The organism is Agrobacterium sp. NPDC090283, assembly GCF_044769685.1.
Classification (GTDB): domain Bacteria; phylum Pseudomonadota; class Alphaproteobacteria; order Rhizobiales; family Rhizobiaceae; genus Agrobacterium.
The window spans coordinates 163,208-187,070 of the sequence record NZ_JBIVYG010000011.1 but is presented as its reverse complement, the minus strand read 5'-3'; the positions used below and the strand labels follow the sequence as shown (position 1 = coordinate 187,070).

The following is a 23,863-nucleotide window of genomic DNA, read 5'->3' as shown; positions in this document are numbered from 1 at the left end:
CCCAGCGCGCAGCTTCAGCCTTTCTTGAAAATATAGTCGGTTTCCTGACGCAGTGTTTCACCCGGCCGCAGGATGGCGTGCGGGAAATCTGCGTGGTTGACGGCGTCTGGCCATATCTGCGTTTCCAGACAAAAACCGGCAAAGGGTCCGTAATGACGGCCATCGAGGCCAGGAACCGGGACATCCAGTTTAAAGGCCGAATAAAACTGCACACCGGGTTCGGTGGTGTGAACCTCAAGGGCGATATCGGAGGCCGGCGAATAGGCGCGGGCGACCTTGCGTTTTGCGCGGCGCTCGGGCGACAGGCAGAAATTATGGTCATAGAGAACCTGCTCGCCATTCTCCTTGCGCCGCATCGGTGTCGGCTGGCGCAGGTCGAAGACGGTGCCTTCGACGGAACGGATTTCGCCCGTCGGTATCTGCTTGTCGTTGGTGGGCAGGTAAAAATCAGCCGCGATGCTGATCTCATGCCCAAGTGCGGTATCTGCCCCATCGAGATTGAAATAGGAATGCTGGCAGACATTGGCGATGGTCGGCTTGTCGGTCACCGTTTCATAGACCACCGAAAGCACACCGCCGTCGAGAATCGTATAAGTGGCGGTGACGGTGCAATTGCCGGGATAACCGGCGCGGCCATCGGGATCGATGATCTGCAGAACCGCATGGCTTTCGCCATGTTCCATCAGCATCCAGTTGCGCTTGCCCATGCCGTCGCTGCCGCCATGCAGGTGGGTCACGCCCTTTTCGTTCAGCTCCAGTTGGTAGTCGTGCCCGTCGATCGAGAACCGGCCGTCGCCGATGCGGTTGGCGTTGCGGCCGGGGGTGGCGCCGAAATAGGAGGAATATTTGTAATCCTCGAACTTGTCGAAGCCGAGCACGAGCGGCGGCTGGTGGCCTTCAAGGCGCAGATCCTGAATGACGGCACCCCAGGTGATGACCTTGGCCGTCAGCCCGCCTTTTGAGATGGTGACGCGTTCGACCTTTTCGCCGGTTGCCGTGAAACCGAAATTCTCCCGCGCCGCCGCGTCGCCCATCTCGTCATTCTCCCTGGTATCGTGAATTGCCGGGCGGACGTTGCGTCATTTTCCGGCAATTCGCAATCCCGCATTCAAAGCATGTCTCCCAAAAGTGAGCCGCGGTTTTGGGACAAAGACATGCTTAAAACAAAAACGAAAGCGCGTCGCATGCGTTCGATAAAACGCGACGCGCTTTACGCGGCCAACTGCCCGATGGCTTCGAGGTCATAGGGCGTCGTCTGGTATATTTCGTTGATCCAGTTTCCGAAAAACAGATGGGCATGGCTGCGCCAGCGGTTGAGCGGGGCAAGTTCCGGGTCGTTGTGCGGAAAATAATCATGCGGCAGCTTGATCGGCACGCCGGCATTCGCGTCACGGAAATATTCGTCCGAAAGCGATGTCGAATCATATTCGACATGGTTGAACATATAGAGCCGGTTGCCCTCTTTCTCATGCACCAGACAAACGCCCATTTCCTCCGACTCCATCAGGATTTCGAGTTTCGGGTGCTTTTCGATATCGGCGCGGCGTACCTCGGTCCAGCGCGAGACCGGAACCTGGAAATCATCCGAAAAGCCGTTCAGATAGATCGATGAGGGGCAGAGATTGCGGTGACGATAGACCCCGAAAGCCTTTTCCTTCAGCTCGTGCTTCGGAACGCCATGGAAATGATAGATGGCGGCCATCGCGCCCCAGCAGACATTGAGCGTCGAATGGACGTTGGTTCGCGTCCATTCGAAAATCTTCTGCATTTCGTTCCAGTAGGTCACGTCTTCATAGGCCAGCGTCTCCACGGGGGCGCCGGTGATAATGAAACCGTCAAACTTGCGGTGGCGCACCTCTTCCCACGTCTCGTAGAAAGACAGAAGATGCTCTTCCGGCGTATTCTTGGCCCGATGGCCGCCGATCCTCACCAGCGACAGCTCCACCTGCAGCGGCGATGCGCCGACGAGGCGCGCCATCTGGATTTCCGTCTTGATCTTGTTCGGCATGAGGTTGAGAAGCCCGATCTGGAGCGGGCGGATATCCTGCCGGATGGCCGCCGTTTCGGTCATGACCCGCACGCCCTCATGAACGAGGGTCTCAAAAGCGGGAAGCGTATCGGGAATCTTGATCGGCATGTCGAACTCTCTTTTCCGGATCACGTAAAGAACGTTGCGAAAACAAAAAAACCGGCAGCGGAAATCGCGACCGGTCCCAGGAAATTGCCCTTTTCCTCGACCCTTTAGCGACTTCTTTAAAGTGGCTGCAAGCCGGCCGGCAAATCACCACTGAGGCGTTTCATAATCCCGAAGCCGGCGAAAATCAATATAGGCTGATTTCATCGGGTTTCGGCTTTCCATTTTTCGCCGAGGTGCGATAAGGCAGGGCATGGATAAAGAGCGCTTCACCATTCTGCTTGGCGGCGATGTCACGGTGACCGATCGTCTGAAAGAGGCGGTCGCGGACAGCCGTGTGATTGCGGCCGACGGCGGAATGCGCCATGCCGGACCGCTTGGCCTTGCGCCGGAGCTGTGGGTCGGGGATTTCGATTCCGCCAGCAAAGAGCTGCTCAATGCCTGGCCCCATGTGGCGCGGCAGCCATACCCGGCTGCCAAGGCGGTAACCGATGGCGAGATCGCGGTATCGGAAGCTCTCTCCCGTGGCGCGCATTCGCTGGTGCTTGTCGGTGCGCTTGGAGGTGCGAGAAGCGACCATGCGCTTCAGCATCTCCTCTATGCGGTGGCGCTTGCCGAACGGGGTATCGACGTTACGCTGACCTCTGGTGAAGAAGAGGCCCGGCCGTTGCTTGCCGGTTCGCTCGATATCGATCTGCCGCCCGCTTCGCTGTTTTCCGTTGCTGGATTTACCGCCCTTGCGGGGCTCGATATCGGCAATGTGCGTTATCCGCTGACGGATTTCGCGCTTGCTTTCGGTTCTTCCCGCACTATTTCCAATGTCGCGAATGGCGGCCCCGTGCATTTCTCGCTGAAAAGCGGAAAAGCCATCGTGCTCGCCCGCCCCTATGATCTGACCGGAGCCTGACGCCTTGGCACCCCCAATTTTGAAACTCGATGACATCAAGCTGACCTTCGGCGTGACCCCGCTGCTCGATGGCGCCAATCTCCAGGTGGAACCGGGCGACCGCATCTGCCTCGTCGGGCGCAACGGTTCGGGCAAGTCCACCCTGATGAAGATCGCCGCGGGTCTCGTCGAGGCGCAGTCGGGCGAGGTTTTCCGGCATCCGGCCGCCACCATCCGTTATCTGGAGCAGGCACCGGATTTTGCCGGTTACGATACGGTTCAGGCCTATGCCGAGGCGGGGCTTGGACCCGGTGACGATCCCTATCGCGTCACCTATCTTCTTGAGCATCTTGGCCTCACCGGGCAGGAGCACCCTGCAAGCCTTTCCGGTGGTGAGGCGCGACGTGCGGCCCTTGCCCGCGTCATGGCGCCGGAACCCGATATTCTGATGCTGGACGAACCGACCAACCATCTCGATCTGCCGACCATCGAATGGCTTGAAAGCGAGTTGCAGCAGACGCGCAGCGCGCTGGTGCTGATCTCGCATGACCGGCGTTTTCTGGAGAAGGTTTCGACCTCGACCGTCTGGCTCGATCGCGGCCAGTCCCGTCGTCTCAATCGCGGTTTTGCCCATTTCGAGGAATGGCGCGACAAGGTGCTGGAAGAGGAAGAGCTGGAGCAGCACAAGCTTGGCAAGGCCATCGAGCGCGAAGAACACTGGATGCGCTATGGCGTGACCGCAAGGCGCAAGCGCAATATGCGCCGCGTCGGCGAGCTTCAGGCGATGCGTGCGGAATATCGCGGCCACAAGGGACCGCAGGGCACGGTGCAGGCGACCGTCACCGAAGGGCGCGAATCCGGCAAGCTGGTCATCGAGGCCGAGGCCATCACCAAGGCTTACGGCGAGCGGGTGATCGTCGCGCCGTTTTCGCTGCGCGTCCATCGCGGCGATTGCATCGGTTTCGTCGGCCCGAATGGCGCTGGCAAAACCACGCTTCTGAAGATGCTCACCGGCCAGCTGGAGCCCGATAGCGGCATGGTGAAGCTCGGCACCAATCTGGAGATCGCGACGCTCGATCAGAAACGCGAAGATCTCAATCCCAACGATACGCTGGCGCATTATCTGACCGATGGCCGGGGTGAAAACCTGCTGGTCAATGGCGAATTGAAGCATGTAACGGGTTATATGAAAGACTTCCTGTTCCAGCCGGAACAGGCCCGCACGCCGATCCGCAACCTTTCCGGCGGCGAGCGCGCGCGTCTTATTCTGGCGCGCATTCTGGCGCGGCCGACCAATCTTCTGATCCTCGACGAGCCGACCAACGATCTCGATATCGAAACGCTCGATCTTTTGCAGGAAATCGTCGCGGGCTTTTCCGGCACCGTCATTCTCGTCAGCCACGACCGCGATTTTCTCGACCGCACCGTCACTTCCACCATCGCGCCCGTCAATCCTGATGAGCCGGATGGACGATGGATTGAATATGCCGGTGGTTATTCGGACATGATGGCGCAGCGCAAGGGTGCTGCGGAAGAAAAACGCAAGGCCGAGAAACAGGAAAAGGCGAAGGCCGCACCTTCGGTCTCCGCGTCACAGGATCCTTCAAAGGCCAAGGGCAAGCTTTCCTTCAAGCAGAAATTCGCGCTCGAAAATCTGCCTAAGGAGATGGAAAAGGCGCAAAGCGAAATCGCAAAACGCGAGCAGCGCATGGCCGACCCTGAGCTTTTCACCAAGGACCCGAATGCCTTCAACACGCTGGCGCAGGAAATGTCGAAGCTGCGCGACAAGCTGGAAGCCATGGAAGAAGAATGGCTGGAACTGGAGATGCTGCGCGAGGAACTGGAGGGCTGAAGGCAATCGGGCTCTCGTTTGACCGGTCCTGCTTCGGCCTTTGACAGAAAAGCGGAATTGCCGTTCTATGCCGGCGTTCGTTTGGAGGAGTTGTGAAAATGCGCATGATTTTCGTCAATCTGCCGGTCAAGAATATCGAGACATCAAGAAGTTTCTTCACGGCTCTCGGTTTCAGCTTCAATCCGGAATATTCGGATGACCGCACGCTCTGCATGATCGTGGAGGAAAACATCTTCGTGATGCTTCTCCAGGAAGGACGGTTCCGTGATTTCATCAACGGCGATATTGCCGACGCGACGCGCACCACCGAAGTTCTGACCTGTCTTTCTGCGGGAAGCCGCGAGGAAATCGACCGGATGATCGCCACCGCGCTTGCCTCCGGCGGCAGTGGCTGGAAACCCGTTCAGGACCATGGCTTCATGTATGCCGGCAGCTTTCAGGATCCCGACGGGCATGTCTGGGAACTGGTGCATATGACGGAGCAGGGCTGACTTCGGCCATCTTGCCAATCAGGGACGGCGGGACTACACCATCATCTTGATCTAACGGGGTGTCTTTTGTGCTTGGGCGCAAAAGGCTGAGAGGCTTGCCAACCCGAAGAACCTGATCCGGTTCATACCGGCGGAGGGATTAGACGGCTTTAACGCAGGCGGCTATTTCCCTATCGATTTTTGAGGAGATACCCGTGCGCCGTCGTCTTTTCCTGAATTCCCTCGTTGCCGCTTCGCTGTTTCTGCCCGGTCTTGCCGTCGCACAGGACAGGCAGGAACTGACCGTCTACACCTATGAAAGCTTCGTTTCCGAATGGGGTCCCGGTCCCAAGGTGAAGGAGGCCTTCGAGAAGGTTTGTAATTGCACGGTCAATTTCGTCGGCGTGGCCGATGGCGTGGCGCTGCTCAATCGTCTGAAGCTTGAAGGGGCGGGGTCCAAGGCGGATGTCGTCGTCGGTCTCGACACCAATCTCGTCGCGGAAGCGAAACAGACCGGTCTATTCGATGTCAGCGGCATCGATGCATCCGCGGCCAAGGTGCCGGGCGGTTACAAGGACGATGTTTTCGTTCCCTATGATTACGGCCATTTCGCTGTCATCTATGATACGAAGACCGTGAAAAACCCGCCGGCGAGCCTGAAAGACCTCGTGGAAGGCGACCCCTCGCAGAAAATCGTCATTCAGGACCCGCGCACCTCCACACCGGGGCTTGGCCTGCTGCTGTGGGTGAAATCGGTTTATGGCGACAAGGCGCCGGAAGCCTGGGAAAAGCTCAGGAAGCGTATTCTCACCGTTACGCCGGGCTGGTCGGAATCCTATGGCCTCTTCACCAAGGGGGAGGTGCCGATGGTGCTTTCCTACACCACCTCGCCCGCCTATCACATGGTTGCGGAAAAGACGGAGCGTTATCAGGCCGCCGCCTTTTCCGAAGGGCATTACATCCAGATCGAGGTTTCCGGTCTCCTTAAAAATGCACCGCATAAGGAACTGGCAAAGCAATTCCTCGCTTTCACGCTGACATCGGGTTTTCAGGATGCCATTCCGGAAAACAACTGGATGATGCCGGTTGCGGCAACCTCGAAGCCCTTGCCGGAGGCGTTTTCCAAACTCGTCGTGCCGCAGAAGACTTTCCTGATGGATCCGGAAGAGGTGGCGAAGAACCGCAAGGCGTGGATCGATGAATGGCTTGCCGCCATGAGCATGAATTGACGAAGAGGCACACCCGCGCATGATGCTGCGTCGTGATTACCGGCGGTCGATCATTTTCGGAACGGCGGCTTTTGCCGCCGTTTTCCTGTTCATGGCGCTCGCCGTTGCGGCTCTCCTGTTCTTTGATGCCGGCGCTTCCGCGGCCGGCATCATGGATGCCTATACCCTGCGCATCCTGCGTTTCACGCTTTATCAGGCAACGCTTTCCACTGTTCTTTCCATTGTTCTCGGCCTGCCGGTGGCGCTGGCGCTTGGCCGGCGACACGCATTTCCGGGAAGGATCTGGATCATCAGGCTGATGGCGGTGCCGATGGGTCTGCCTGTCATCGTCGGCGCTTTCGGCATCATCGCCATCTGGGGCAGGCAGGGTGTTTTGAATACGGCTCTCGTTTTTGCCGGAGCGGATGAACCTTTCAGCATTTACGGCCTGTCCGGCATCCTTATTGCCCATGTGTTTTTCAATCTGCCACTTTCGGTCCGGCTGATGCTCGCCGGGCTGGAGCGTATTCCGGGTGAATATTGGCGCATGGCGGCGAGCCTCGGCATGGGGCCGGTTTCGATTTTCCGTTTTATCGAATGGCCGGCAATCGCGCGTCTCGTTCCCGGCATTGCCGGGCTTGTTTTCATGCTGTGCGCCACAAGCTTCACGCTCGTTCTTCTGTTGGGCGGCGGGCCGGCGGCCACGACACTGGAGGTGGCGATCTATCAGGCGCTGCGGTTCGATTTCGATCCGCAGCGGGCGATTGCGCTTTCGGTTCTGCAGATTGCCCTCACCGCAATCCTGCTCGGCCTTCTCGCTTTTTTGCCGTCGCCCGAAGCGGAAATTCCTTCGCTTGGTCGTTCCTTTCGCCGTTTCGATGGCAAGGGCATTGGCGCCCGCCTCTGGGATGGCGCGGCCATCGTTTTCGCTATTCTGCTGATCGGCCTGCCGCTTGTCGCCATAGCCGTCTCGGGTTTGAGGGCCGATCTGCCACGTCTTCTGTCCGCGCCGATTTTCCTGCGCGCGGCGGCGACCAGTCTTGCAATCGCCCTTCTCTCCGCGGCCCTCGTCGTGCTCTGCTGCATGGCGATCATCGGCGCGCGCCAGGCGGTCAGCTCCAGACGGAAGGCGGGGCCCCCCCTGCGCTTCCTCTCCGCTCTGCTTGGGGCAGGGTCTTCGCTGGTGCTTTTGGTGCCGCCTGTGGTGTTGGGAAGCGGGTGGTTCCTGCTATTGCGGGTCTTCGGCGATGTCAGCTTCTATGCGCCCGTCCTCGTGGCGCTCATCAATATGCTGATGGCTTTGCCGCTTGCCATGCGGGTGCTGGAGCCGGCTTTCACCAGTCATTTTCTGCGCACTGGCCGGCTTTCCGCCAGTCTGGGGCTTCAGGGCCTGACGCGATTGCGGTTCGCCGATCTTCCGGTTCTGTGGCGGCCGCTGGCCATGGCGTTTTCCTTCGCAATGGCTCTGTCTCTCGGCGATTTAGGCGCGGTTGCCCTGTTCGGGTCGGAAAATTTCGTCACCTTGCCATGGCTGGTTTATAGCAATATGGGCAGCTATCGCACCAATGACGCCGCCGGTTATGCCTTCCTTCTCGGCATCATCTGCCTGCTGCTTGCCGCAGGCGGCGTTTCGCGGCAATCCCAACCAGCAAGGGCGAGCATATGACAGGCAATGATTTTGCCGTTGAACTGGACAAGGTCAGGCTACGGCTTGGAACACAGGATTTCGACCTCGATTGCACATTCCCACAAAGCCGGATAACCGCCGTCGTCGGCGCGTCCGGTTCGGGCAAGTCGACGCTTCTCAACCTCGTCGCCGGTTTCGAGGCGCCGGATTCCGGCCGCGTCATGATCGGCGGACAGGACGTGACCGCGCTCGATCCTTCGGAAAGACCGGTCTCATCGATCTTTCAGGACAATAATCTTTTTGCGCATCTCGATATTTTCACCAATGTCGCTCTGGGTGTCAGCCCCGGGCTGAAATTGCGGATGGAAGACCGGGAACGGATCGAAAAGGCCCTCGTTCGTGTCGGGCTTGCGGGTTTCGACAAGCGCTTGCCAGGCACGCTTTCCGGCGGAGAAAGGCAGAGGGCGGCGCTGGCGCGCGCGCTGGTCAGGAAAAAACCGGTCATGCTGCTCGATGAGCCTTTTGCGGCACTCGATCCGGGATTGCGGGCGGGTATGACGTCCCTGCTTCTCGACTTGCATGGAGAAACAAAAAACACGGTGATTATTGTCACGCATCACCCCGACGACATAAAAAAGCTGGCGCAGCAGGTGGTTTTTCTTGAACGCGGCCGTGTTGTCTATACCGGCCCGACCGCAGATTTCTTCGCCACACAAAATGTGAATGCGGTGGACAGTTTTCTGAACGGGTGATCGCCTTATTTTCGACGTGTGCCGCTGGCAATCGCTTTAGATGACTTCAATGGCGCTAATTTGCACTTGCCAGTTTCAAGTTGTTGCCCGAGAAAAGATGGGAATTATTGCGTTCTTCAGGAATAATCCGGACTTGATGGATCGTTTTTACCGTTTCGGCATTCATCGCCCGTTGGGGCGAATCTGTTATTCTGGTCTGCAATTAACGGATGATCAGGAACGTTAGGGGCAGGCATAGAGAATGAGAAATAGCATGACTGCACAGTGGAGGCTCTTCTCCCGTTCAGGCCTTCGCCGTTCGGGCAGGATGGCTGCCGCCTGTTGTGTGCTGACGGCGTCTGCGGTGTTCCTGTCGTCGTGCCAGTCTCTTTTCAGCCCGGCCTATCAGTCCACCCTGCGCCCGTCGGATAATCCGCAGACCGTGGAAGAAGTGCAGAAGAATGATCCCCGTGCCCAGATGGGCGCGCGCGAGCATCCGCGCATCGTGGCGAGCTATGGCGGTGAATATCGCGACGCCAAGACGGAGCGGCTTGTGGCCCGTATCGCCGGCGCGCTGACGGCCGTTTCGGAAAACCCGCAACAGTCCTACCGCATCACTATCCTCAACTCGCCGGCCATCAACGCCTTTGCGCTGCCGGGCGGATATCTTTACGTGACGCGCGGGCTTCTGGCGCTTGCCAACGATGCTTCGGAAGTGGCCGCCGTGCTTTCACATGAGATGGGCCATGTCACCGCCAATCACGGCATCGAACGCCAGCGGCGGGAAGAGGCGGAGGTGATTGCCAGCCGGGTGGTTGCCGAAGTGCTGTCCAGCGATCTTGCCGGCAAACAGGCGCTCGCGCGCGGCAAGCTGCGGCTCGCGGCCTTTTCACGTCAGCAGGAATTGCAGGCGGATGTGATCGGCGTGCGGATGCTGGGCGAGGCCGGTTACGACCCCTTTGCCTCGCCGCGTTTTCTGGATTCCATGGCGGCCTATGCGCGGTTCTCTTCGGCCGATCCCGAAAACGACCAGAGCCTCGACTTCCTTTCCAGCCACCCCAACACGCCGCAGCGCATCGAGCTTGCGCGCCGTCATGCCCGCGCCTTTGGCCAGGACGGCCAGGTCGGGGATCGTGGTCGCGACTGGTTTCTGGATGGCATAGACGGCCTGCTTTATGGCGATAGCCCGCAGGAAGGTTATGTCCGCGGCCAGACGTTCCTGCACGGAACGCTCGGCATCCGTTTTGATGTGCCGGAAGGTTTCGTCATCGACAACAAGGTCGAGGCCGTTCTGGCGACGGGGCCGGGCGATATGGCGATCCGTTTTGACGGCGTCGCCGATCCGAAACAGACGAGCCTTGCCAATTATCTGACCAGCGGCTGGGTTGCCGGCCTGCTGCCGGAAACCGTCAAGGAAACCCAGATCAATGGTCTGGAGGCTGCGACAGCCCGGGCAAGTGCGGATAAATGGGATTTCGACGTGACCGTCATTCGTGTCGGCCAGCAGATATTCCGTTTCCTGACCGCCGTGCCGAAGGGCAATACGCAGCTCGATTCCATCGCCAATACATTGCGCACCAGTTTCCGCAAGATGACGCCGCAGGAAATCGCCTCGCTGAAGCCGCTCAGGGTGCGGGTGGTGACGGTGAAGCCCGGTGAGACCGTGGCGACGATGGCGGCGCGGATGATGGGAACCGACCGGAAGCTCGACATGTTCCGCATGATCAATGCCATGAGCGCAACGGCCACCATTCAGCCGGGTCAACGGGTGAAGATCATTTCGGAATAGGCCCAAGAAAAACCCCGGAGCGATCCGGGGTTTTGTCATCAGGCATCTGCGGCGATTATTGCCACTCACGCACGTCGACGAAATGACCGGCGATTGCCGCCGCCGCCGCCATGGCGGGGGAGACGAGGTGGGTGCGGCTCTTGTAGCCCTGACGGCCCTCGAAATTGCGGTTCGAGGTGGAGGCGCAGCGTTCGCCGGGCTTCAGACGATCGTCATTCATGGCAAGGCACATGGAGCAGCCCGGTTCGCGCCATTCGAAGCCGGCGTCGAGGAAAATCTTGTCCAGACCCTCCAATTCCGCCTGTTCCTTCACGAGACCGGAGCCGGGCACGATCATGGCCGAAACGGTGGGAGCGACCTTGCGGCCATCGACGATCTTCGCCGCCGCGCGCAAATCCTCGATGCGGCCATTGGTGCAGGAGCCGATGAAGACGCGGTCGATGGCGATATCGGTGATGCGCGTGCCGGGCTTCAGGCCCATGTAGTCAAGCGCACGCCACTTGGAAGCGCGCTTGTTTTCTTCCTCGATATCATCGGGATTGGGCACAATGCCTTCAACGGAAGTCACGTCTTCCGGAGATGAACCCCAGGAGACGATGGGCGGCAGGTTGGCCGCATCCAGCACCACGACCTTGTCATAATGGGCGCCTTCGTCGGATTTCAGCGTTTTCCAATAGGCGATGGCCTGTTCCAGCGTTTCGCCCTTCGGCGAGCGTGGCTTGTCCTTGATGTAATCGAAGGTGGTCTCATCAGGTGCGATCAAACCGGCGCGGGCGCCGCCTTCGATGGTCATGTTGCAGACCGTCATGCGGCCTTCCATGGAGAGCGAACGGATCGCCTCGCCGGCAAATTCGATCACGTGGCCGGTGCCACCAGCCGTGCCGATCTCGCCGATAATGGCAAGGATGATATCCTTGGCGGTAACACCATCAGGAATCTTGCCGTCGACACGCACCAGCATGTTCTTGGCCTTTTTCTGGATCAGCGTCTGGGTCGCCAGAACATGCTCCACTTCCGAGGTGCCAATGCCATGCGCCAGGGCGCCGAAAGCGCCGTGCGTCGAAGTGTGGCTGTCGCCGCAGACGATCGTCATGCCCGGCAGGGTGAAGCCCTGTTCAGGGCCGACGATGTGGACGATGCCCTGACGCTTGTCGCGCTCGGAATAATATTCGACGCCGAAATCCTTGGCATTCTGCGCAAGCGCTTCCACCTGAATGCGGCTTTCTTCATTCTTGATGCCTTCCAGCCGGTCGGCGGTGGTCGGTACGTTATGGTCGACCACGGCCAGCGTACGGGCCGGCGAATGCACGGGGCGACCGGCCATGCGCAGGCCTTCGAAAGCCTGCGGGCTCGTCACCTCATGCACGAGGTGACGGTCGATGTAGAGAAGACAGGTTCCGTCCGGGTCACGATTGACGACGTGGTCGTCCCAGATCTTGTCATATAAGGTGCGGGGTGCGCTCATGGCTCTATGCCTTGTCATGGAAAAGGGTAATCAGGGTTCAGAAAGGCGGTGGACAGCGGTGCTGTCAGGCGAGCCTAAGTCGGCTGGTGAGCGCCCCGGAAACACGCGCAAAGAACCGTGCCGGCAGACGCTTGTGGTCCTGCAGCACATAAACATTCTGCGCGAGACATCTGAATTTAGATCCCATGGCAGCCTTCATAGCAGATCGCTGGTTTTACGGCAATATGAATGCGTATAGCACTGCACGCGACGGCTCGGCATTTTCCATATGCGCTGCATCATGGCGGAAGGCCCGTAACAGGCCTGTGTTGCGGGGGTTCTCCAATGGTTATGATGCAATGCAACTTGCGTATTTTGCAATGCACATATAGATGGGTTCCCTTATCATTTGCGTTTCGACGAGAAATCGAAGGGAGGGAAAAGCACATGGTATCCGAAAAAGCCCTTATCTCGAAGATCACCTGGCGGCTGATGCCGTTTCTTGGCCTTCTCTATCTCATCGCCTATATCGACCGCCAGAATGTCAGCTATGCCAAGCTGCAGATGGTCGATGCGCTGAGTCTGAGCGAATATGCCTATGGCCTTGGCGCTTCGCTGTTCTTCATCGGTTACTTCATCTTCGAAGTGCCGAGCAACCTGTTCCTCAATCGTTTCGGCGCCAGCAAATGGTTCGCCCGCATTCTGGTTTCCTGGGGTGCCGTCACCATCGCGCTTGCCTATACGCAGAACGCCACGATGTTCTACATCCTGCGCTTCCTGCTCGGGCTTTGCGAGGCGGGTTTCTTCCCCGGCGTGCTCTTCCTGATGACGCTCTGGTTCCCGCGCGATTATCGCGGCCGCATGATCGGCCTGTTCATGATCTTCAGCGCGCTTGCCAATGCCATCGGCGCGCCGCTCGGCGGCATGCTGCTCGATCTGGATGGTTTCCTCGGTTATGCCGGATGGGAATGGGTATTCCTGGCAACGGGTATTCCGGCCGTCATCGCCGGCATCGTCACCTTCTTTTATCTCGACGACACCCCGGAAAAGGCGAAGTTTCTGACGCAGGATGAGAAAGACTGGCTGAAGAACCGGCTGGCCGAAGAGAACAGGGGCATGGAAGAGCATGCGGAGGACGGCTTCAAGGCGCTGATCAATCCGCGCGTTCTGTTCATGGCGCTTTGCTACGTCGGATTTCCGCTGGCGGCCTATGGCCTCAGCTACTGGCTTCCGACCATCGTGAAGAGCTTCGGCGTTTCCAACACTGCCAATGGCTTCATCAACATCATCCCCTGGGTGATCGTGGCCATCGCCCTGTTCGTCGTGCCTTTGGCAGCCGACAAGGCGAAGAACAAGACGCCCTATATCGTCGGTCCTGCTTTCATCGGCGCCCTTTGCCTGTTGATGTCGGCATTGCTCAGCGATCCGGTTTTGCAGTTCGCTTTCCTCTGCGTCGCCGCCGCGGGCATCTTTGCCGGCCAGCCGGTGTTCTGGAGCCTGCCCGGTCGCTTCCTCAAGGGCGCGGGCGCGGCTGCCGGTATCGCCGCGATCAACTCGGTTGGTAATCTCGGTGGCTTCGTGGCGCAGAATGTCGTGCCCTGGATCAAGGATCAGACCGGCAGCACCATCGCGCCGATGTTCTTCCTTGCTTTCTGCCTGGCGCTTGCAGGGGTGCTGGTCATCATCGCAACGCGTAGAATGGGCAGTCAGGTCAAGGCCGCCTGACTTTGGAAGACAGCGGCAGCCGATGCGGTTGCCGACCGTCGCATATGTAAAAAATGTGGCCCGGAGGTTTCCGGGCCACAATCATTTTAAGCGACAATAGATGAAATTCTCTTTGAGAGAATTATGCGGTGAACCAATCGCTACCGGTCAGGTGAACACCGGCGACAATGATCTTCTCACCCTTGTGCTCGCCAGAAACGTTGTAGCTGAGGATGGTGTCGTTTTCGAACGTCGAGACTGCCCAGTTGTCGAGCACGGTGCCGACCAGCTTCAGTTTGTCCACGGAGGCGTTGAAGCCTTCGATGGTGTCGGTGGCGATGCTCTTGGCCATGTCGCCGAGATTGAAAACGAAGGTGTCGGCACCACCGCTTGCAATGATTTTATCGACGCCCTTGCCGCCGGTCACCAGCGACGAAGCCAAGTTTACACCGCTCAGGTCGATTTTATCGTCGCCCGCACCAGCATCGATCTTGACCGAGGTGAAGCTGCCGTCTGTGACGCCGGCACCACCGTTAACAACATTGGTTCCGGCAGCGATGCCGCCAGCACCTGCTTCGTTGAATGCAGTTCCGGCCTTCACGGTGATCGTATCGTTGCCGGCACCCGTGTCGATGTTGAAGGCGTTTACCCAAGCCTTGTCGTTCGAAACGACGGAGACGTTGACCGTGTCATTGCCTGCGCCAGTCGAGATGTTGCCACGCTTGGCATTGATAACTTCCACGGTGGACGAGCCGGTGCCGCCGAGATGAACGTCGACCTGAACGAAATCCTTGAAGATGAGGTTTTCAGAGGTGTCGGACTGGGCGAGAGCGTTCTTTACCGAGTTCCATGCTGACGATACGTCAAATGTGAAGCCGTTCGAAGAAGCGTCGTAGCCAACGTCAACCTTACCGCCTGCTCCGGTGCCGGGGACCGCTACAGCGCCGACGTTGACGCTGCCGGATTCCATCGAGGAACCGTTCTTCACCTGGGCGGTCGATTCCGTGAGGAGCTTATAAGCTTCCTGGTCGATGAGGGAGGTAAGCGAGGAAACCGAAGCGGCGCCGCCATTACCAAACGTTACTTTTAACGCCATTTTAAACTCCTAAAAATCTTTGAGAAATCGATGAATTAAAATTAAGTTTCTGCTAATTATTGCGGGTGATATTTAATACATAAAAAACCATAATACAATATAAGAAAAATCATTTTTTTAAAAAATCACGTATTTGGTGTATTGGAAAATTATACCCATCCTATTGCATATCGCGCTATACTATTCCTGAACAAACGTCTTTCTGAGCCTGTCCTGGAATGGTTTAACAAAATAGGAGAGAACGCTCCTCTCGCTGGTCTGGATAAACACTTCAGCCGGCATGCCGGGATACAACCTCCCGCCAGGCAGGTGCGCGGTGCCGGCTTTGTCGGGTTTGATGTGCAGCACGTAATAGGATGTGCCAGTTCGGGAATCTGTCTGCAGGTCGGGGGCGACGACTGCAACTTCTGCATTCAAATCCGGCGTCGTACTTTGATTGAATGCCGTGAAACGAATGATGACCGGCTGCCCGACGTAAATCTGATCGATGTCTCGCGGCGGAATATTGGCTTCAATGGCAAGCTCATCCTGTTCCGGCACCACCAGCATCAGCACTTCGCCCGGTTGAATGACACCATTTATGTTGTGCACTGAAAGCTGATAGATGCGACCGGCAATGGGCGAGCGGATATCGAGACGATCCAGTTGGTCTCGTGTTGCCGCCAGCCGCTCTTCATATTCGGCAACGGTTGCTTCGATCGATGTCAAATCTTTCGTGACTTCCGATTTGCGGTCTTCGTCGAGCTGAAGCAATTGCAGGTCCAGTTCGCTCAGCTTGCCAACCGTCTGCGCACGCGCGGCGATATATTGGCCCTGTTGGCCTTCGAGGTTGGAAAGCTGGCGCTTGAGGAGGTTGAGGCGCTGAAGCGTGACAAGCCCTTTCTTGAACAGCTCGTCGGTCTTGGAAACGTCTTCCTTTACAATGGCAAGCTCATTTTCCGTCGCCTCCACCTGCACCTCAAGACCGTGTGCCTCGTCGGCGAGCTGATCCTTGCGTGTTCCAAGCTGCTTTTTCATGCCGCTCAACGCGCTGCGGCGACTGTTGAAAAGGTTCTGCTCGCTATCGATGAAGGTCTTGGCCGCCTTCGAATTCGTCAGGGCCGCCAGATCTTCCGCCACGGTGAAAGACGGCGCCTCGGCAATTTCCGCGCGCAGACGAGCCCGACGCGAATAAAGTTGCGCTAGCGTATTTTCGACGATGGAGAGGTTCGCCTGAACGACGGTGGCACTCAGCCGCAAGAGGACCTGACCGGCCTCGACCCTGTCACCTTCGGCAACATTGATTTCGCTGACGATGCCGCCGGAAAGATGCTGGATTTTTTTTGAATTGCCTTCAACAACCACCCGGCCCGTGGCCACCACCGCGCCGGCAAGTTTTGCGAAAGCCGCCCAGCCGCCCAATCCGACCAGGAGGCCAAGGGCGAGAACGACCACCGCGGTCGAGTGTCTGAGAATGGAAGCATTCGTCATGCCGGGTTTTTCCGCCTCAACCATTTTCGCTCACCCGGTTTTCAATCTTGCGCGTTTCTTCCTCCTCAGGCACCTGGCGGATATTCTGCCGCAGGATTTGCGCCAGCACCTCTTCCTTCGTGCCGAAGCGCAGCATCCGGCCGTTGCTCATCACCATCACCAGATTGACGCTTTCGATGGCGCTGGGGCGATGGGCAATGACGACGACGATGCCGCCTCGCGCCCTGATGTCGCCAATGGCATTGCGCAGCGCCCCTTCGCCCTCGCTGTCCAGATTGGAGTTCGGTTCATCGAGGAGGACGAAGAAGGGTTCTCCAAACAGCGCGCGGGCAAGGCCGATGCGCTGTTTCTGCCCGCCCGACAAAGCCTCGCCCCGATCACCTATATGGGTGTCGTAACCATTGGGCAGATTGAGGATCAGCTCATGCACCTGTGCGGCCTTGGCTGCGGCGACGATTGCTTCCGCTGTCGCATCGCGGTCGAAACGTGCGATATTCTGCGCCACGGTCCCCGGCATCAGCTCCACCTGCTGGGGCATGTAGCCGATGGATTTGCCGAGAAACTCGAAATCCCACTGGTTGAGCGCGGCCCCATCGAAGCGGACGGAGCCGCGTTCATAGGGCCAGATGCCGGTCATCAAGCGTGCCAATGTGGACTTGCCGGATGCGCTTGGGCCGATGATGCCGAGACCATCGCCCGCGTTCAGTGTGAAGGTAATATCGGCGACCGTATCGCGCGCGCCACTGGGTGGCCCGCCCGTTACACGGTCAACAGCGACGGTATATTGCGGACGCGGCAGGGAGAGCGGCGGTGCGGGTTCGGGCACCAGTTCCAGAAACTCGTTAACGCGCTTCAAGCCCTGTCTTGCGGTCATGAAGCTGCGCCAGTTTGCAATCGCATGTTCGACCGGGCCGAGCGCCTTTGCGGAAAGGATTGAACCCGCGATGATGCTGCCCGCCGATGCATTGCCGTCGATGACAAGCACGGCGCCAATGGCCATGACGCCGGATTGCAGCAACAGGCGGAAGGTTCGCGACATGGCGCCGAGCATGCCTGCCGTGTCCGATGTCGACAGGGTGACGGAGCGATATCTGGAGTGCAATTCGTCCCACATGGACGTCACCGCAGCCATCATGCCCATGGTCTTGATGGATTCAATGTTGCGCTGACTGCTGCCGACAAGAACGTTTCTCTGCCCTCGCGCGGCATAGGCCTGCTTTGTCGCCTTTTCCGTCAGCCAGTTGGTCAGAAGCGTCAGCACGACGAGAACCACGGCCCCGCCGAGCACCGCAAAACCGATCCAGGGATGCAGGGCGAAACAGATCAGCAGATAGATGGGCAGCCAGGGAATGTCGAAAAAGGCCGCCGGGCCCGGCCCGGAGAGAAACTGGCGAATTTGATCGAGATCACCGACGATCTGCAGCCCATCGATCTTGGCGGAAGCGAGGAGCGGCGCGCTGATCGACGCCCTGAAAAGCTTTCGATTGAGCGCGTCATCCATATTGTCCGAGATGCGCGCCAATATCCGGCCCCTTAACGCGTCGAACGCCATCAGAAACGCGTAGAGAACGATCAGGAGAACGACCAATGCCACAAGAGATGGAATGCTCTTGCTCGGCAGAATACGGTCGTAAACTTCCAGCATGAAAAGCGAGCCGGAAAGATTAAGAATGTTCATCAACGCGCTGGCGAGGCCAACGGCCAGGAAAGCGGACTTATTTTTTGTTAAAAAAGAATTAAAGAAAAACATAATAACACCTAAAACGGCAAGAAAATCGCATAATAAATGGAATTAGGCAATGCTGTTCGAGAATGGGCTAAAACAGCCGGGCAAAAAAATCAGATAAGCATTTGTTGTTAATCGAAATACGCCGCATCCTTCCGTGAAGGAAATGGCTGAAAGGCGCAGCTTTCGTTCGGCAAGCTCTGGCAAGCCAATGCTTGCCGGGTTCGGCCCTGCCTGCGGAATTTTCCCTGCGTGGTTTGCTGCAATATGTCGGGGCAACAAAAAAGGCGGCCCGAAGACCGCCTTTCGATCAATCCATCGAAATAGAAATCTTATTCCGCTGCGGTTTCCGCAGCCTTTGCTGCTTCTTCCGCTGCCTTGGCTTCTGCTGCTTCGGCTGCTGCCTTCTCGGCGGCGAGAGCCTGTGCTGCTGCTACCTTTTCGGCTTCCAGACGTGCCTTTTCGTCGGCAAGCGCCTGACGCTCGGACTCGTTCAGCTTGCGGGCGCGCGTACCGGTGTTCTCAACGATACGGGCAGCCTTGCCGCGACGGTCGCGCAGGTAATAGAGCTTCGCGCGGCGAACCTTACCGCGGCGAACGACTTCAACGCCTTCGACCAGCGGGGAGTAGATCGGGAATACGCGCTCGACGCCTTCGCCGTAGGAGATCTTGCGAACGGTGAAGCTTTCGGAAAGGCCGCCGCCGGAACGGGCGATGCAAACGCCTTCGTAAGCCTGAACGCGGGTACGGTTACCTTCCGTAACGCGCACGTTGACGCGCAGGGTGTCGCCCGGAGAAAACTCGGGCAGGGTGCGCTTTGCCTCGATCTTGGCGGCCTGTTCGGCTTCCAGCTGCTGAATGATATTGGTCATGTTAACCTCTGATTTCTTCTGAAACAGCCAGAGCGCTCAACGGTTCGCCTGTCGGTCAATGCCTTCAGACCATGCCTTTCGGCAGGAGCGGGTTCGCCATTCTTTGCTTTCGGTTGGGATATTTCCCATTTCCACGCGGGCACATACACGAGGATGCGGCGTTTGTCATCCCTTTCATGACAATATTTTATCAATTACGCGCCGCGTTCCGGCAGTTGCGAAGCGGCGTGCTGGCGGATATGGCATGGGAACCTTGGGAGGGGCCATGTCCATATTCATCGTTCTCATGCTGTTTGCCACCGGTTTTCTGTCTGGTGTCGTCAATGCGATCGCCGGTGGCGGCACTTTCCTGACCTTCGGGGCGATGACGCTGGCCGGCCTGCCGCCCATCGTCGCCAATGCCACCTCGGCTATCGTGCAGTTTCCGGGTTATATCACTTCCGTGATCGCCTATGGGCCGGAAATCCGCGCCCATTGGCGCGAGGCAATCCTGCTGTCGGCCGTTTCCGTTGTCGGCGGGTTGGCCGGGTCGCTGCTGCTGCTGTCGCTCGACAATCCATCCTTCCGCCAGCTGGTTCCATGGCTGCTTGTGGCCGCCACCGCCGTTTTCGCCGCCGGCCCGTGGCTCAGGCCGAAGGTGAGTACGGAGCGCTCTCCCGGCAATCTGCCGAGTCTCGTCTTTCAGGGGCTCGCCTCCATCTATGGCGGTTTTTTCGGAGCGGGCATGGGCATCATGATGCTGGCCATCCTCGGGATAACCTCCGGCGGCAGCTATCATCATCTGAATGCGCTGAAGAACCTGCTGTCGGTGGTGATCGCCGTCATCGCCATTACCATCTTTGTCAGCGGTGGTGTCGTGTCCTGGTGGGCGGCGCTTATCATGTTTCCGGCAGCCGCGCTCGGCGGCTATGCGGGTGTGCATACGGCGAGGCGCGTGCCGCAGTGGATCATTCGCTGGCTGGTGATTGCGGTCGGGCTGGTGCTGACGGCCTATTATTTCGTTTCGGCCTGAGTTTTTTCCAGCAGATCGGGCCGTCTTTCCTTCGTTAGCGCCAGCGCTTGCTCGTGCCGCCACTTGTCGATGGCGGCGTGATTGCCTGACGTGAGGACGGCGGGAATATCGCGGCCTTCCCAGACCTGCGGGCGGGTATAATGCGGATGTTCCAGCAACCCGCCCTCGAAGCTCTCATGCACGCCGGAAAGATCGTTGCCCATGACGCCCGGCAGGATGCGGACGACGGCATCCAGCAGTGTCAGCGCTGCCGGCTCCCCGCCGGAGAGGATGTAATCGCCGATCGACACTTCCTCCAGCCCGCGCGCCTCGATCACCCGCTGGTCGACGCCTTCGAACCGGCCGCAGACGATGATCGCGCCCTCGCCCGCCGCCAGTTCACGCACGCGGTTCTGTGAGAGCGGCCTGCCGCGTGGGCTCATCAGCAGGCGCGGCCGTGTGTCGCCTTCCGAAACATGGTCGATGGCCGCGGCCAGAACATCGGGTTTCAGCACCATGCCGGCCCCGCCGCCTGCCGGTGTGTCATCGACGCTTCTGTGCCTGTCGGTGGCAAATTCGCGGATCTGTACGGCCTCCAGCGACCATTGCCCCCGCTCCAGCGCCTTGCCGGCCAGCGAATATTGGAGATGCCCCGGAAACATTTCCGGATAGAGCGTCAGAACGGTCGCCTTGAAGATCATGGATTATTTCTTGCCGAACGGCGATACGCCGGTTTCGTCCCTGTCGTCGGGATTGTCGATCAGGCCGGCGGCCATAGGGTCGATAAGAATGCGCCCGGCCTCCAGATCGATCTCCAGCACGGCCGCTTCCGAAAAGGGAATGAGGGCGGGGCGACGGCCGGCGCCCTTCAGCTCCAGCAGATCGCCGGCGCCGAAATCATAGACGGCGCTGACGGCGCCATAACTTTTTCCCTCGGCATCGACGGCTTCCAACCCTTCGAGATCGGCATAATAAAACTCGTCATCGTCAAGCTCGTCGTCAGGCAGATTGTCGCGTTCGATGAAGAGTTCCAGCCCGTTCAGGCTTTCCGCCGCATTACGGTCGTTGATGCCCCGGAAACGGACGACGACGACATTCTTGCCCTCGCGCACTTCCAGAATTTCGAAAACACGGCCATCGGCAGTGACCAGATTGCCGTAATCGCCGAGCGCCATCGGATCGGCCGTGTAGGTGCTGACGCGGACTTCGCCGCGCAGGCCCTGCGCGCCGCCGATTTTTGCCATGAGTACCGGGTTTTCCAGCTTTGCCATCGGGCCGTCCGTCTTCTGGTGTTGGTTGCGTCAGCTTTAAGGTTTGTTGACGCCAAAATAAACAAAAAACGGGCGGCATGGAAAACCACGCCACCCGTTCCTCAAAAGTTTCCGTGCAGATTATTCTGCAGCAGAGGCTTCCGCAGCAGCAGCGGCTGCATCTTCAGCCTTCTGCTTCTTTTCAGCGATACGCTCGAGAGCGCGCTTGCCCGGCTTCGCCTTTTCCGGGTTGCTGCGAGCGGCGCGCTCGGCAAGGCCGGCTTCGGCGAGGAAGCGCAGAACGCGGTCGGTCGGCTGTGCGCCCTTGGCGATCCATTCCTTGATGAGGTCAGCCTTCAGCTCAACGCGCTGCGGGTTGTCCTTGGCAAGCATCGGGTTCCAGGAACCGACCTTCTCGAGGAAACGGCCGTCGCGGGGCGAACGGGCGTCAGCAACGACGATCTGGTAATACGGGCGCTTCTTGGAACCACCGCGTGCGAGACGAATTTTAAGTGCCATGTGATATACTCCTTAGGATGGCTTGTCCGCCGTTCAGGCGGTCTTTTCGTTACCGCCATGTTCGGCGGCGATTGCTTCATGATGCCGGATGACTTCCGTGATGATGAAGTTCAAGAACTTCTCGGCGAAATCCGGGTCCAGATTGGCGTCCTTCGCCAGACGGCGAAGGCGTTCGATCTGGTATTCCTCGCGCGCCGGGTCTGCCGGCGGCAAATTGTACTTTGCCTTCAGCACGCCCACCGCCTTGGTACAGCGGAAACGTTCGGCAAGAATGTGAACCAGTGCGGCATCGATATTGTCGATCGACTGGCGGTATTCGGAAAGCTGGGCTTTCACCTCTGCATTGTTCACTGGCGTCCCCCTCACTTCTTTTTCGGAAAGCCGGGCAGGCCCGGCATGCCGCCAAGACCCGGCAGCTTGGCGCCACCCAGGCCCGGCAATCCACCTGGCATGCCACCAAGACCCGGCATTGCACCCGGCTTGCCGAGACCGGCGGCTTCCGCCTGCTTCTGGAGCGCTTCGAGCTGCTTCGGATCGATATTCGACAGGTCAGGCATGCCGCCGCCAAGGCCGCCGAGGCCCATCTTGCCGGCAAGGCCGCCCATCATCTGCTTCATGATGCCGCCTTTGCCCTTGCCGCCCATGGCCTTCATCATGTCGGCCATACCGCGATGCATCTTCAGAAGCTTGTTGATTTCGGCGGCATCGGTGCCGGAACCGGCGGCGATGCGCTTCTTGCGGCTGTGCTTCAGAATGTCAGGGTTGGCGCGCTCGGCCTTGGTCATCGACGAGATGATGGCGATCTGGCGGTCGAACATCTTGTCGTTCATGCCGGCCGAAGCCATCTTGTCCTTCATGCCGGCCATGCCGGGCATCAGTCCCATGATGCCGCCCATGCCGCCCATCTTCTTCATCTGGCCAAGCTGGTCGGCGAGATCGTTGAGATCGAACTTGCCCTTGGCCATCTTCTCGGCCATGGCGCGGGCTTTTTCCGCGTCAATGTTTTCGGCGGCCTTTTCGACCAGCGAGACAATGTCGCCCATGCCGAGAATACGGTCGGCGATACGGCGCGGATGGAACTCGTCGAGTTCATTCATACGCTCGCCGATACCGATCAGCTTGATCGGCTTGCCGGTAACGGCGCGCATGGAGAGGGCCGCACCGCCGCGTCCGTCGCCATCCATACGGGTGAGTACGAGACCGGTGATGCCGACACGCTCATCGAAATTGCGTGCCAGATTGACGGCGTCCTGACCGGTCAGCGAATCCGCGACCAGCAGGATTTCATGCGGGTTGGACTTCTTCTTGATGTCGGCCATTTCCAGCATCAAGGGTTCGTCGATGTGCGTGCGGCCAGCGGTGTCGAGAATGACGACGTCGTGGCCGCCGAGTTTCGCAGCCTGCACGGCGCGCGCGGCAATATCCGTCGGCGACTGGCCGGCGATGATCGGCAGCGTGTCGACGCCGGTCTGGACGCCGAGCTGGCGTAGCTGTTCCTGTGCTGCCGGACGACGCGTGTCGAGAGATGCCATCAGCACCTTCTTCTTCTCGCGGTCGGTCAGGCGCTTGGCGATCTTGCCTGTCGTGGTGGTTTTACCAGAACCCTGCAGACCGACCATCATGATGACGACGGGGGCAGCCGCATGCAGGTCGATCGAGACGCCTTCGGTGCCGAGCAATTCGACAAGTTCGTCATGGACGATCTTGACGACCATCTGGCCGGGCTTGATGGACTTCAGGACGGCGGCACCAACGGCCTTTTCACGCACCTTGTCGGTGAAGGAACGCACGACTTCCAGCGCAACGTCCGCTTCCAAAAGCGCACGGCGAACCTCGCGCAGGGCGGCGGCAACATCGGCTTCCGTCAGCGCGCCACGGCCGGTCAGTCCATTCAGAATGGAACCAAGGCGGTCCTGGAGGTTTTCAAACATCGCTTCTTCCTTCTTCGTTCCGGGTTCTCCGAAACGTCGGTGCTTTCGCTGGCAAAAACAAGACGCAAAGCCAAAAAGCACCCGAGGGCGCATCGCGCTGTCGGGTGTTGACCTCCGGGATCTCTTTATACCTTTGCGGGTCCCGGTCGGCGGCTTGGAGTCA

Annotated in this window: 21 protein-coding genes and 2 riboswitches; of the genes, 9 read left to right on the top strand and 12 right to left on the bottom strand. The window is 58.8% G+C overall.

All coding sequences use genetic code 11. From position 1 onward, the window contains the following. Window positions 1–14 precede the first annotated feature (14 nt). Together ACIQUH_RS17340 and metA are read right to left on the bottom strand one after the other, a co-directional pair. Complete coding sequence (locus ACIQUH_RS17340) at window positions 15–1,034, bottom strand: aldose epimerase family protein (RefSeq protein WP_400817244.1); 1,020 nt, start codon at window positions 1,032–1,034, stop codon at window positions 15–17. Between the two features lie 176 nt (window positions 1,035–1,210). Next, window positions 1,211–2,137: a homoserine O-succinyltransferase gene (metA, locus tag ACIQUH_RS17335; protein WP_400817242.1), complete on the bottom strand. Its 927-nt coding sequence runs from the start codon at window positions 2,135–2,137 to the stop codon at window positions 1,211–1,213. An 84-nt stretch (window positions 2,138–2,221) separates the two neighbouring features. Beyond that, a riboswitch (SAM riboswitch) is annotated at window positions 2,222–2,298 on the bottom strand. Between the two features lie 89 nt (window positions 2,299–2,387). Between metA and ACIQUH_RS17330 the strand changes: the two genes are divergently transcribed. The 7 genes from ACIQUH_RS17330 to ACIQUH_RS17300 all read left to right on the top strand — a co-directional run bounded on the left by ACIQUH_RS17330 (window position 2,388) and on the right by ACIQUH_RS17300 (window position 10,697). Continuing rightward, on the top strand, window positions 2,388–3,041 hold the full coding sequence (locus ACIQUH_RS17330) for a thiamine diphosphokinase (RefSeq protein WP_400817240.1): 654 nt from the start codon (window positions 2,388–2,390) through the stop codon (window positions 3,039–3,041). 4 nt (window positions 3,042–3,045) lie between these two features. Continuing rightward, complete coding sequence (locus ACIQUH_RS17325) at window positions 3,046–4,872, top strand: ABC-F family ATP-binding cassette domain-containing protein (protein ID WP_400817238.1); 1,827 nt, start codon at window positions 3,046–3,048, stop codon at window positions 4,870–4,872. Window positions 4,873–4,970: 98 nt separating this feature from the next. Next, window positions 4,971–5,363 (top strand): VOC family protein, encoded by a 393-nt coding sequence (locus ACIQUH_RS17320; RefSeq protein WP_400157353.1) that lies wholly within the window; start codon window positions 4,971–4,973, stop codon window positions 5,361–5,363. Window positions 5,364–5,408: 45 nt separating this feature from the next. Then, window positions 5,409–5,519, top strand: a riboswitch (TPP riboswitch). Window positions 5,520–5,557: 38 nt separating this feature from the next. Further along, on the top strand, window positions 5,558–6,571 hold the full coding sequence (gene thiB / locus ACIQUH_RS17315; protein ID WP_400817236.1) for a thiamine ABC transporter substrate binding subunit: 1,014 nt from the start codon (window positions 5,558–5,560) through the stop codon (window positions 6,569–6,571). Between the two features lie 19 nt (window positions 6,572–6,590). Then, window positions 6,591–8,216, top strand: coding sequence for a thiamine/thiamine pyrophosphate ABC transporter permease ThiP (thiP, locus tag ACIQUH_RS17310; protein ID WP_400817234.1), 1,626 nt, complete (start codon window positions 6,591–6,593; stop codon window positions 8,214–8,216). Further along, a complete protein-coding gene (locus ACIQUH_RS17305; protein WP_400817232.1) occupies window positions 8,213–8,929 on the top strand; it encodes an ATP-binding cassette domain-containing protein in 717 nt (238 codons plus the stop codon). The genes thiP and ACIQUH_RS17305 overlap by 4 nt, the downstream gene beginning before the upstream one ends. Before the next feature lie 307 nt (window positions 8,930–9,236). Beyond that, window positions 9,237–10,697: a M48 family metalloprotease gene (locus tag ACIQUH_RS17300; protein ID WP_162936761.1), complete on the top strand. Its 1,461-nt coding sequence runs from the start codon at window positions 9,237–9,239 to the stop codon at window positions 10,695–10,697. Between the two features lie 55 nt (window positions 10,698–10,752). Here ACIQUH_RS17300 and leuC read toward each other — a convergent pair whose 3' ends face one another. Further along, the gene (gene leuC, locus ACIQUH_RS17295) at window positions 10,753–12,162 is read right to left on the bottom strand and encodes a 3-isopropylmalate dehydratase large subunit (RefSeq protein WP_400817230.1); all 1,410 of its coding nucleotides are present in this window, start codon (window positions 12,160–12,162) and stop codon (window positions 10,753–10,755) included. 426 nt (window positions 12,163–12,588) lie between these two features. Here leuC and ACIQUH_RS17290 point away from each other — a divergent pair, with 426 nt between their 5' ends. Beyond that, entirely contained in the window at window positions 12,589–13,866 is a 1,278-nt protein-coding gene (locus ACIQUH_RS17290) for an MFS transporter (RefSeq protein ID WP_400817228.1), read from the top strand. A 121-nt stretch (window positions 13,867–13,987) separates the two neighbouring features. Here ACIQUH_RS17290 and ACIQUH_RS17285 read toward each other — a convergent pair whose 3' ends face one another. The 4 genes from ACIQUH_RS17285 to rplS all read right to left on the bottom strand — a co-directional run bounded on the left by ACIQUH_RS17285 (window position 13,988) and on the right by rplS (window position 19,009). After that, a complete protein-coding gene (locus ACIQUH_RS17285) occupies window positions 13,988–14,941 on the bottom strand; it encodes a rhizobiocin (protein WP_400817227.1) in 954 nt (317 codons plus the stop codon). Window positions 14,942–15,121: 180 nt separating this feature from the next. Further along, window positions 15,122–16,435 carry an HlyD family type I secretion periplasmic adaptor subunit gene (locus tag ACIQUH_RS17280; protein WP_400817225.1) on the bottom strand — a complete coding sequence of 438 codons (1,314 nt, stop codon included), beginning with the start codon at window positions 16,433–16,435 and terminating at the stop codon, window positions 15,122–15,124. Continuing rightward, window positions 16,428–18,161 (bottom strand): type I secretion system permease/ATPase, encoded by a 1,734-nt coding sequence (locus tag ACIQUH_RS17275; RefSeq protein WP_400817223.1) that lies wholly within the window; start codon window positions 18,159–18,161, stop codon window positions 16,428–16,430. The genes ACIQUH_RS17280 and ACIQUH_RS17275 overlap by 8 nt, the downstream gene beginning before the upstream one ends. Before the next feature lie 308 nt (window positions 18,162–18,469). Beyond that, window positions 18,470–19,009, bottom strand: a complete 540-nt coding sequence (gene rplS, locus ACIQUH_RS17270) for a 50S ribosomal protein L19 (protein WP_003520506.1) — start codon at window positions 19,007–19,009, stop codon at window positions 18,470–18,472. A 265-nt stretch (window positions 19,010–19,274) separates the two neighbouring features. On the opposite strand from rplS, the gene ACIQUH_RS17265 reads away from it, so the two are divergent. Continuing rightward, window positions 19,275–20,021, top strand: coding sequence for a sulfite exporter TauE/SafE family protein (locus tag ACIQUH_RS17265; protein ID WP_400817221.1), 747 nt, complete (start codon window positions 19,275–19,277; stop codon window positions 20,019–20,021). On the opposite strand, the gene trmD is transcribed toward ACIQUH_RS17265, so the two are convergent. From trmD to ffh, 5 genes are all read right to left on the bottom strand, one after another. After that, window positions 20,003–20,701: a tRNA (guanosine(37)-N1)-methyltransferase TrmD gene (gene trmD / locus ACIQUH_RS17260; protein WP_400817219.1), complete on the bottom strand. Its 699-nt coding sequence runs from the start codon at window positions 20,699–20,701 to the stop codon at window positions 20,003–20,005. The genes ACIQUH_RS17265 and trmD overlap by 19 nt on opposite strands. 3 nt (window positions 20,702–20,704) lie before the next feature. Beyond that, window positions 20,705–21,271, bottom strand: a complete 567-nt coding sequence (gene rimM, locus ACIQUH_RS17255; protein WP_400817217.1) for a ribosome maturation factor RimM — start codon at window positions 21,269–21,271, stop codon at window positions 20,705–20,707. 120 nt (window positions 21,272–21,391) lie between these two features. Beyond that, window positions 21,392–21,769 (bottom strand): 30S ribosomal protein S16, encoded by a 378-nt coding sequence (gene rpsP / locus ACIQUH_RS17250; protein WP_220317723.1) that lies wholly within the window; start codon window positions 21,767–21,769, stop codon window positions 21,392–21,394. 33 nt (window positions 21,770–21,802) lie between these two features. Beyond that, window positions 21,803–22,120: a chorismate mutase gene (locus ACIQUH_RS17245; protein WP_400817214.1), complete on the bottom strand. Its 318-nt coding sequence runs from the start codon at window positions 22,118–22,120 to the stop codon at window positions 21,803–21,805. 11 nt (window positions 22,121–22,131) lie between these two features. After that, window positions 22,132–23,700: a signal recognition particle protein gene (gene ffh, locus ACIQUH_RS17240; protein ID WP_400817212.1), complete on the bottom strand. Its 1,569-nt coding sequence runs from the start codon at window positions 23,698–23,700 to the stop codon at window positions 22,132–22,134. Window positions 23,701–23,863: the final 163 nt, after the last annotated feature.